The organism is Streptomyces toyocaensis, from assembly GCF_000725125.1.
GTDB classification, from domain to species: domain Bacteria; phylum Actinomycetota; class Actinomycetes; order Streptomycetales; family Streptomycetaceae; genus Streptomyces; species Streptomyces toyocaensis.
In genome coordinates, this window is the sequence record NZ_JFCB01000075.1 from 1 (window position 1) to 657 (window position 657).

1 protein-coding gene is annotated in these 657 nt (G+C 65.1%); it reads right to left on the bottom strand.

Annotation, left to right across the window (positions count from 1 at the left end; translation table 11 throughout):
• Positions 1-554, bottom strand: a 554-nt coding sequence (locus BU52_RS32625) for a hypothetical protein (RefSeq protein WP_037941483.1), incomplete at its 3' end; no start/stop codon positions are given.
• Positions 555-657 lie beyond the last annotated feature (103 nt).

Here is a 657-nt window from a genome sequence, read left to right on the forward strand (position 1 = left end):
GTGGTGTCGGTTGCGGAGAAGGTGCTCAGTTGTGGTGTTTCGGCTGAGAGGAGGTGGAAGGTGGGGCCGTTGTGCGGGCCGTTGGCTGGGGTGGGTGTGTGCGTGGTGGGGTCGATTCCGCCCATGACGATGTCGCCGTCGTTGTCCTGGGTGACCTCGTGCGGGGAGTACGCGTAGAAACTGCCCTGCAGATGGGTGTGGGTGGTGTTCAGGCCGTAATGCACTCCTCTGAGGTAGGGGTCGTCGTACTCCACGTCCATGAAGTGGGCCGTGTCGAGGGTGTTGGTCATGGAGACGTCGATGGTCGATGCCACGACGGTGCGGCCCAGTTCGTTGGCCAGAGCCTGTGCCGGCGGGTATGCGCCGTCGCCGGCCCGGCACACCACCATGTGGATGTGGACTCCGGCCGGCAGCGCTCCGTTGTACAGGGCTTTGATCTGGTCGGCCGCTGCCTGTCCGTCGCCGAGTTGGTGACCGTGGCCGATGATGACGAGTTTGCCTCCGGGGCGGAGGCTTTCGGGGCCGGGCAGGAGATGGCCGCCGTATTCCCGCATCAAAGCTCCTTCGAGGATGCCTGTCTCGTAGGAGGGGATCTTGAGTACCGCGTCTCCCGGTTCGAGCCTCAGCCCTCGTACGGTCGAGCGAGGGGGCGTGGCT